General features: G+C 44.9%; 5 protein-coding genes. All 5 read left to right on the top strand.

From position 1 onward, the window contains the following. Nucleotides 1-118: 118 nt before the first annotated feature. The 5 genes from DD657_RS11045 to DD657_RS11025 all read left to right on the top strand — a co-directional run bounded on the left by DD657_RS11045 (nt 119) and on the right by DD657_RS11025 (nt 10,083). Entirely contained in the window at nt 119-3,157 is a 3,039-nt protein-coding gene (locus tag DD657_RS11045) for a SusC/RagA family TonB-linked outer membrane protein (protein WP_082989277.1), read from the top strand. A gap of 20 nt (nt 3,158-3,177) precedes the next feature. Next, entirely contained in the window at nt 3,178-4,797 is a 1,620-nt protein-coding gene (locus tag DD657_RS11040) for a RagB/SusD family nutrient uptake outer membrane protein (protein WP_068691360.1), read from the top strand. Nucleotides 4,798-4,818: 21 nt separating this feature from the next. Next, a complete protein-coding gene (locus DD657_RS11035) occupies nt 4,819-5,880 on the top strand; it encodes a SusE domain-containing protein (protein ID WP_021988020.1) in 1,062 nt (353 codons plus the stop codon). A 60-nt stretch (nt 5,881-5,940) separates the two neighbouring features. Further along, entirely contained in the window at nt 5,941-7,974 is a 2,034-nt protein-coding gene (locus DD657_RS11030; protein ID WP_287049865.1) for a SusF/SusE family carbohydrate-binding protein, read from the top strand. Nucleotides 7,975-8,112: 138 nt separating this feature from the next. Further along, nucleotides 8,113-10,083, top strand: a complete 1,971-nt coding sequence (locus tag DD657_RS11025) for an alpha-amylase family glycosyl hydrolase (RefSeq protein ID WP_021988022.1) — start codon at nt 8,113-8,115, stop codon at nt 10,081-10,083. The last annotated feature ends 39 nt before the right edge of the window (nt 10,084-10,122 follow it).

Below are 10,122 nucleotides of genomic sequence, written 5' to 3'. Positions count from 1 at the left end.
CGTTCATTTTTTAAGCAGGAAAATTTATAATAAGAATACTAAAATTTGAATATGCCCGAAAGCGATCTGAAAAATCAAGCCAAACTTTAAAATTAATGTAAAAAACAATTCTATCATTATGAAGTACGGAAACACAATGAGAAACTTACTCTTTGTTTTGTGCATGCTGCTATCCGTTAGTGCGTTTGCCCAACAAAGAGTATTGACCGGTAGAGTCACTGACAAGCAAGGTGAGCCTATACCGGGTGTAAGTATTATAATCAAAGGGACTTCCACCGGTACGGCAACGGATTTTGAAGGTAATTACAACCTAAAAGTCCAGACAGGTAATATTCTGGAATTTTCTTTTATCGGCTACAAGACACAAACGATTACAATTGCCGGCCAAACGACCTTAAACATTGTATTACAAGAAGATGTAGAACAATTGGACGAAGTCGTTGTCATCGGCTACGGTACTGTAAAAAAGAATGATGCTACCGGTTCGGTCGTAGCGATTAAAGCCGATGAATTAAACCGGGCTGCGGTAACTTCTCCGCAACAAATGTTACAAGGGAAAGTAACGGGTGTTCAGATCATCCCCGGCGACGGAGGCCCCGGTTCGGGAGCAACTATCCGTATCCGTGGTGCAGCTTCTTTGACAGCTTCCAACGATCCGCTTATTGTTATCGACGGTGTCCCCGTATCCAACGATGCAGCACCGGGAATGGCCAATGCATTGTCTACCATTAATCCGAACGATATCGAATCGTTTACTGTATTAAAGGATGCATCAGCAACAGCAATTTACGGTTCAAGAGCATCCAACGGTGTGATCATTATCACCACAAAAAAAGGAAAAGGAAATAAGATCAACTTAAGCTACAACGGTAGTTTTAGCATTGTTACCAATAGTGAAACCGTGCCGGTAATGGGAGCCGATGAATTCCGGGAATTTATAACCGGAATATATCCGGCAGGAACGACAAACGGAGATAAGATTACCAATTTACTCGGAACAGCAAAAACGGACTGGCAGGACTTAATTTTCCGTAATGCTTTTGCACACGACCACAACATCAGTGCCTATGGTAATGTGAATAACATATTACCTTACCGGGCTTCTATCGGTTATACCAATGAAGAAGGAACTTTAGAGACATCCAAATACGAACGCGGAACATTTGATATCAGTGTTTCGCCCAAATTACTCGACGAACATTTGACTCTTAATCTGAATGCCAAAGGGGTGGTCATTAAAAACCGTTTTGCTGACGGCGGTGCCGTAAATGCAGCAGCATTCTTCAATCCGACACAACCGGCTTATTTTTACAACGAAGACGGAAGTATCAACAAAAACCTGACAAATGGTTACTGGAACTGGATGAACAGCATCGATCCGGTCATTTCTCCGAATGCTTTAGCCACAGTCAGTCCGCTTTCACAATTGTATGACTACAGCAATACCAATACGGTACATCGTTTTATCGGAAATGCCCAACTGGATTATAAAGTTCACGGTTTCGAAGCGTTAAGGGCAAATTTAAATATCGGAATGGACATTACCTCTACCGACGGTAAGAAAGGGGCACGCCCCGGTTCTATGCAAGCCTGGAAGGATTCGGAAAACCTGGGTATCGGACAGTACAGCAAATACACCAATTTCCGCCGGAATCAATTGTTGGAATTCTACCTGAATTTCAATAAAGAATTCGGAGTACACCGTATCGATCTGATGGCCGGTTATTCCTGGCAGCATTTTTATTCTTCCGATCATTCGGTAAGTTATTTCAACGAAACGCACGAACAAAAAGGAGACGATTATAACTATCCGTTCAATCGGACGGAACATTATCTGATTTCGTTCTTCGGACGTCTAAATTATTCATTGATGGGGAAATACCTGTTTACATTCACTTTACGTGACGACGCCTCTTCCCGCTTCTCTGAAGACAACCGTTGGGGTTTGTTCCCGTCGGCAGCCATAGCCTGGAATTTGAGCGAAGAAGATTTCATCAAAAACATAGATCCGATTTCTTCAGCTAAACTACGTGTCGGCTGGGGTAAAACCGGACAACAGGAAATCAATTCCGGAGACTATCCTTATCTGGCCCGTTATTCTTTATCTACTGACCAGTACCATATGTATAACATGGGAAATGCCGGATATATTTACAAATTGACCCCGCAGGCCTACGATCCGAATATCAAATGGGAAACGACAGAAACCTGGAACGCCGGTTTAGACCTGGGCTTTTTTAACAATCGTATTACAGCCAGTGTCGACCTGTACAAACGGAAAACATCCGACCTGTTGAATACGGTAACCGTACCTATGGGCTCTAACTTCTCCAATACGGTATTGACCAATGTGGGTAATATGGAAAATAAAGGTGTGGAAATCGCGTTGAATTTTATCCCGGTACAAACGAAAGATTGGAATTTGAGTGTCGGTTTGAACGGTACTTTCCAAAAAATCGAATTTACAAAACTGACCGGTAGCAACGATCCGAATTACTACGTAGGTATCGGAAGTATCAGCAAGGGAACCGGCGGTTATCTGCAACGTCACATGGTAGGTTCGGCTCCTTATACATTCTACCTGTATCAGCAAGCTTATGACAGCAGAGGACATGCCATACAGAACGCTCTTGTCGACCGTGACGGTGACGGTGTGATCACTTCTGCTGACCGTTATATGACAAATAAATCACCGAATCCGGATTTCTTCTATGGTATAAACCTGAAACTCTCCTATAAAAACTGGGATTTCGGCTTTAACGGACACGGTTCTGTCGGTAACTGGATGTTCAATGACTTTTATTCTTCCAACTCGACGGCAAATATAGACTTTGCTTCGAATACGCTTTCCAATTATGCAACTACGGTAAAGAAAACCGGTTTTACACAGGCCAACGTAACCGAACAATGGTATTCGGATATGTTCCTGGAAAATGCCAGTTTCTTCCGTCTGGATGACGTGAATCTGGGTTATACGTTCCGGAACATCGCCAAACGGGAAGGCTTCAATATCCGGGTCGCAGCTTCCGTACAAAATGTATTTGTGATTACCGACTACAGCGGTATGGATCCGGAAGGCACAGGTGTAGGCGGTATCGATAACAATATTTGGCCGCGTCCGAGAACCTATTCATTGCGTCTGAATGTTAATTTCTAATCTAAAAGGAGAATATTGATATGAAAAAAAGATATATTTCATTATTGTTCGCCGCAGCTTGCCTGTCCCTGAATTCCTGTATCGGTGATCTGGACACGTTGCCGTTGAACGAATCCGACTTTACATCGGAAGATGCCTACTCTACTCCGGAAAGCTATTTGTCCGGACTGTCTAAAATCTATTACAACTTTGCCAACACGGAAGATTTGGCTGTAGAAGACGGCGGAGCTTCGGAAGTGATCCGGGCTTTCTGGACTTTACAGGAAATATCCAGTGACGGCTGTAAATGTGCCTGGGCAAACGACAGTTGGGTAAACGACATCAATAACAACAACTGGAGTGATGCCGACAATGCTGCCACTTACGCCGTATACGCCCGTAGCTTACACGGCATTACCTATGTAAATGAATTTTTACGCCAAAGTACCGACAGTCGTTTGTCCGACAGAGGTATCGGAGGCGCCGATGTGGAAAAAATCCATAGCTACCGCTCTGAAGCCCGTTTTCTAAGAGCTTATCTATACTGGATGGCTATGGATATTTTCGGGGATGTACCTTTTGTAACGGAAGATAGTCCGTTCGGGGCTTATTCGCCCGCACAAAAACCCCGGAAAGAAGTTTTTGAATACATCGAATCCGAATTGCTCGATCTGACAAAAGCCGAAGCCAAAATGCCGGCAGCCCGTTCCAATTATCCGAGAGCAGACATCGGGGCTGTATGGGGATTACTGGCACGCCTTTACCTGAACGCTGAAGTATACACAGGAACAGCCCGTTGGGCCGATGCCAAAAAAGCCTGTGAAGAAGTGTTTGCCCTGGGATACGATCTTTGCCCCAGCTATGCAGACCTGTTCCGGGGAGATAACGGACAGAACCCGGAAGCCCGGCAGGAATTGATGTTCACCATCGACTACGAAGCTTTCAAAACACAATCTTACGGAGGTACTTCCTACCTGGCTTTTGCCTCTATTGCCGCAACAGATAAATATACGACCTTACTGGGTATCAACAACGGCTGGGGAGGTATCCGCGTACCGTACGAATATGCACGCGATTATTTCAACGTATCCGATCCGGATTATGAAAACGGCACATACAAATGTAGCGATAAGCGCGGGCAGTTATTTTATATCAAAGGCCGGAAAGAAACGATGGAAAATATCGACGATTTTAACAGTGGCTGGTCGTTATTCAAATACAACAATATTCCGCACGACAAAACAGGCGCTGAATATGAATCCGAAGCCCAGCAATGTGCTTACTCCAATATCGATTTCCCTTGTATCCGCTTGGGTGAAATCTATTTGATCTATGCAGAAGCCGTACTGAATATGGGAAGTGGAAACGATGCTACAGCCGTAGGTTATTTGAACGACTTGCGTCAACGCGCCGGTTTAGGCACAATCGATAATTTCAATCAGGATTACCTGATAGCAGAACGGGCCCGTGAACTGATGTGGGAAGGTCATCGTCGTACCGACCTGATCCGTTGGAACAAATTTACATCCGGATCTTTTGTATGGAGATACAAAGGCGGAAGCTATGACGGACAAACATTCCCCGATTATAAGAAAATATTCGCAATCCCGTCTTCAGAACTGGCTGCGAACACAAAATTGGTACAAAATCCGGGATATTAATCATTTTAAAACCCAAATAATATGAAATTTACCAGATATATTTTATCCCTTTTGGTGATAGCACTAGGCTTCGCAAGTTGCGATGAACTGGATAAAACGAACGCTGTTGACGGAGAAGATATTCGCATCCCGGTTTTGAATCCCCTGGGCGATATCTCGATCAAAGACAGTAACAAGGAAGAAGAAGTGACTTTTACCTGGAGCGCGGCTGATTTCGGCTACCAGGCAATGATCGACTACGGTATCCATGCCGTTTACACCGATGAAAACGGAGAACATGACATCCTGCTATTCTCCGGAATCAACGAAACTTCTTATGCTACGACCAAGGATGTACTGAATGTGAAATTCTGTACTGCCGTAGAAGAAGGCGGATTGGGCATCGCCGAATATGCTACGGTTACCGTCGGATTTTATGTTACCGCTACGATAGGCACCGACTACACTGTCGTACGCTCGGCAGAAAATATAACATCCAAGGTAACAACAGCCCAGGCTGTCGTAAAAGCCAAAGGCTTGTATGTTCCCGGCTCACACCAAGGCTGGGCTCCGGATGCTGCTCAAATGATTTTCGAATCGGCGGAAACAGATGTTTATATCGGCTATCTCGACCTGAATACAGAAGACGGCTCTGACGCAGAATTCAAATTTACTTCTCAGCCCGACTGGAACGGTACAAACTACGGAGGTTCTTTGGATGCAATCGATAATGACGGAGGTGCAGGCAACCTGACAACTGCTTCCGGATTCTATAAGGCAAAATTAGACCTGGTCAATATGAAAGCTGAACTTACGAAGATGGAAACAGTAGGATTGATGGGTAGCTTCAACGACTGGGCCGAAGATCTGCCGATGACATACGATTGGGCTAGTAAAATCTATTCGGCTACGATCACGGTAGAGGCTAACGGAGAATTCAAAATACGTTTCAACGGCAATTGGGATTACAATTTCGGAGGCGATATCAACGATCTGACAGAAGGCGGCGGTAATATTGTCATTGAAGAAGCCGGAACTTATCTTGTGAAATTCTTCTATAACTATGAGACTTACAAATATTGTCTGAGTTACGAAAAACAGTAATATAGAACACGAGAGGGAACAATTTTCAAAAAAGTTCCCTCTCCTAAAAACGAAAGAATTATGAAATACTTCAAATATATTCTGGCTCTCATAGCCGTCAGCCTGCTGGCAGTTGCCTGCTCCGAAGATCCGGAAGAATTCCGTCAGACTTCGGTCGTCGCTCCGGTATTGAAAACCCACGGAATGATTCTGGTCACTCCTTCTTCCAAAGTAGAAAACGTAACTTTTGCCTGGAATGCACTTCGACCGGGATACAAAACAACGGTGAATTATGAACTTTTCGGTAAATACGGAGAAGAAGGAGCCGAAGTCAGCTTCGGTTCTGCTTCCGGTCTTTCATTGACCATTGCTAAAGAAGTTTTCAATGAAACGGTATTAAGTGCGGGTGCTCCGGCAAACCAACTGTTTGAAATGACCTTCTTCGTAAAAGCATATTACGACAATACTTCTGTCAATTCCAATACAATAACCGTAAATATCCAAAGCCAGGGCGACCTGATCGAACCGGAATTTACCGGCCTGGAAGAAGGTCAGAAATTTGAACTGAGTTCCGCAACCTGGGACCAGAACCTGTCTTTTGCATGGGAACCCGCCAGCCTGGAAGTCGGAGCAGAAATTGAATATGCCGTATTTGCTTATTTCAATGCTCCCGCAGGACCAGGTAGCCGGGCAATCCCCGACGAAGCTGTCGAACTTGTACGGACAACGGAAACCGCTTTTTCCATGACACAGGAAGCTTTTAACGAGCTTATCGTAAAAGCGGGTGCTCCGGAAGGACAACAAAGCAAAATTACCCTCTATATCAAAGCTTATTCTGCTGAAATTCCCGAAGGCCTGGAATCGGCCAGTGTCAATATTCTGGTAACGACCTATTCCGTAAGCTATCCGGAAAAACTGTACGTTGTCGGTTCTCATCAGGGATGGACCCCGGCTTCTGCCCCATCAATGCCGATGACTGATGTGAAAGGTATTTACGAATGTTTTGTCAACCTGACAACAGCCGACGGTGCTGACACAGAATTCAAATTTGCCAGTCAGCCGGACTGGGATGGCACCAACCTCGGTAAATCCGGCGATATTACTCCGACTACAGATGCTGACGGAAATTTAGTGATTACCGATTATGCCCTTAATACCGATCTATCAGCCGGAAATCTGGTATTGCCAAGCGGAATCTACCGTATCCGGGTAAACTATAAAACCAAAACTTTCACAGCATTAAAAATCGAAAGAGTCGGTATTATCGGTTCTGCCACTCCGACCGGCTGGGATGGCGATACGGAAATGACATACGATCCCGCAGCCAATAGCTGGTCATTGACAACAAATTTGATTGGCGGTGAATACAAATTCCGCATGAACAACAACTGGACCTATTCCATCGGCGATAACGGTCAATTCGAGAACGGCGGCAATTTCACATTTGCCAATACCGAGGGCGAATACAAGATTATTGTGAATACGGGAGTATATCCTTATCAGATAAAATTAATCAACACCGCTTTCTCCGATTATCTGTATATAGTCGGTTCTCATCAGGGCTGGTCGCCCTCAACAGCACCCGGTCTGAAAGGCAATGGAGAAGGTATTTATGAAGGCTTCCTGATGTTAAAGGATAAGGAAGGAAAAGAAAACTGCGAATTCAAATTCAATCCCGATCAGGACTGGAATAACAACGATTTCGGAGGTAGTTTCGATTCGTCCACCAATAGCGGAGAAACCGGCGGAACCTCCAATATCTCTGTCCCTTCAGCCTACTATTATGTCAAGGTAAATCTGGCCGAACAGACGTTCACGCTTACTCCGGTTACACAGGTCGGTTTGATAGGTGCCTTCAATGACTGGGCAGGTGACGCAGCTTTCACGTACAATGAAACCGACGGGACCTGGGTATTGAACGCGCTCGCCTTGCCTGCCGGAGGCGACGGATTCAAAATACGCTTTAACGGTGGATGGGATCTGAGTCTGGGCGGTGATCCGGCAGACCTGACAACGGATAACGGAAGCAATATGACGGTAGCCGAAGCAGGGAACTACGACCTTGTACTGAATATCCTTACCAAACCTTATAAATTGACCATTACAAAGAAATAATCATCCGGATATACCGTTCCCGAAATAAGAAGGATCTCCTGCATAATATCCATACGCTGGCAGGAGATCCTTTCTATCGCATAGAAAAATTACGTCCTATCCTCATCGATTATTTATACATTTAATACGAAATACAACATGATACTAAAACACAAAATATTCTGTCTACTCTGGGCTTTTGTCTGCTTACTCGGTGCTTGCAGCGACGACGATAACGGAACTCCGCCCCCTGACCCGGACGAAATGCCGATTGTCAATTTATCGATGCCGTCGGCTACGGCCATTTATAAACCGGGACAGACAATTTCTATCGGAGGTTACGGCTTTACTGAATCCAGCGTTATAGCTTTCCGTTCGGCCGCAGATACAGGTGCTTACATTCCTGCTACGAACTTTAAATTTACCGATTACAACATCAGCTTTACAACCCCCTCAGTCTACGACCTGCAAAAAGTATATCTGCAACAAAACAGCCGGCAATGGCTATTGGGACAAATGCAATTCGAAGCCCGTCCTTTCGAGCCTGTCGACCCGGACCAGATGACATCCATCTCCCAATACCAATCCAAAACATGGGACGGAATAAAACGGGCCGGAATTTTCTATGAAATATTTGTCCGCTCTTTTGCCGATAGTGACGGCGATGGAATCGGTGATCTCAAAGGAATTACAGCTAAAATGGATTATCTGAATGAACTCGGAGTTGCCGGCATCTGGCTGACCCCGATTAATCCGAGTCCTTCCTACCACGGCTATGATGTGGACGACTACTCTTCCATCAAACCGGAATACGGTACGATGGCCGATTTCGAAGAATTAGTAAATAAAGCACACAGTCTCGGCATCAAAGTGATCCTGGACTTTGTCATCAACCACACATCCAAAACTCATCCCTGGTTTACCGACGCATGCAGCAACGAAAACAGTCCTTACCGGGATTATTTCCTCTTTTCCAAAGATCCACAGGCAGACATTGCTGCCGGCCGTATTCCAATGACGAAAACTTACAATGCCGGACAATGGCATTCCGTAGCTACCGGTACCACCGAATACAAATACATGGGTATGTTTTCCGACTGGATGCCTGAAATTAATTACGGAGCAGTAAACGAATGTGAAAATTCACCGGCTTTTAAAGCCATTTGCGATGCGGGCCGTTTTTGGCTGAGTAAAGGAGTTGACGGTTTCCGGCTGGATGCCGTAAAACACATCTACCAGGATGAAAACTCAGATGAAAATCCCACATTCCTGAAAAAATTCTATACGGAACTGGCCAAAACCAAAGCCGATCTTTATATGGTCGGGGAAGCTTTGGCCGAACATAATACGGTAGCTCCTTATTACGAAGGACTTCCGGCCCTATTTGATTTCAGCAGTTGGTACCGGATGATGTATGCCATCCAGAACAGCCACGCCAAATGGTTCCCCAAAGACATGATCAGCTACCAGGATGAATATGCCGCTTACCGGAGCGATTTTATCGATGCGACGAAACTCTCCAATCACGACGAGGACCGTGCCCGTTCAGTATTGGGTGGCAGCGGCAATCTAAGTCTGGAAAGGGCCAAAATGGCAGCAGCCATTCTTATGACATCGGTAGGAAGTCCCTATATCTACTATGGTGAAGAAATCGGTATGTTAGGTATGAAAACCAACGGCGACGAAAACGTACGCGATCCGATGCTATGGGACGTGCGGGCACAGGATAATTACCGCACAACCTGGCGTACATCCGTTTATTCCACCGAAGCAACCGTCGGAACAGTAGCCGGACAAGCCGAAAAAGTGAACTCCATTTACAACATCTACCGTTATTTCATAAAATTGCGTAATGCCTATCCTGCTTTAGCAACCGGAAAAATGACACTAACCGAAGCATTTAACGACGCAGAAGACAACGACAAGAATTTTATGGTATTCTATCGGGAAGCCGAAGGAGAAAAATTACTGGTAATCCACAATGTCTCCAATACCTTGAAGACTTATACTTTGAAAAAAGCCATCAAACAGCCGATAGCCGATACCAAAGGCACAGGCCTGAAAAAAATCAGTGACAATGAATACCTGATTTATATGCCGGCTTACTCAAGCATTATTATCGAAATGTAATACCGTCTGACTTTCAAAAACTCCCTGAAAATAAAGCTT

Origin of the sequence: Culturomica sp., from assembly GCF_003524185.1 — a bacterium.
GTDB lineage: Bacteria > Bacteroidota > Bacteroidia > Bacteroidales > Marinifilaceae > Culturomica > Culturomica massiliensis.
This window is presented reverse-complemented; position numbering and strand designations above follow the sequence as displayed.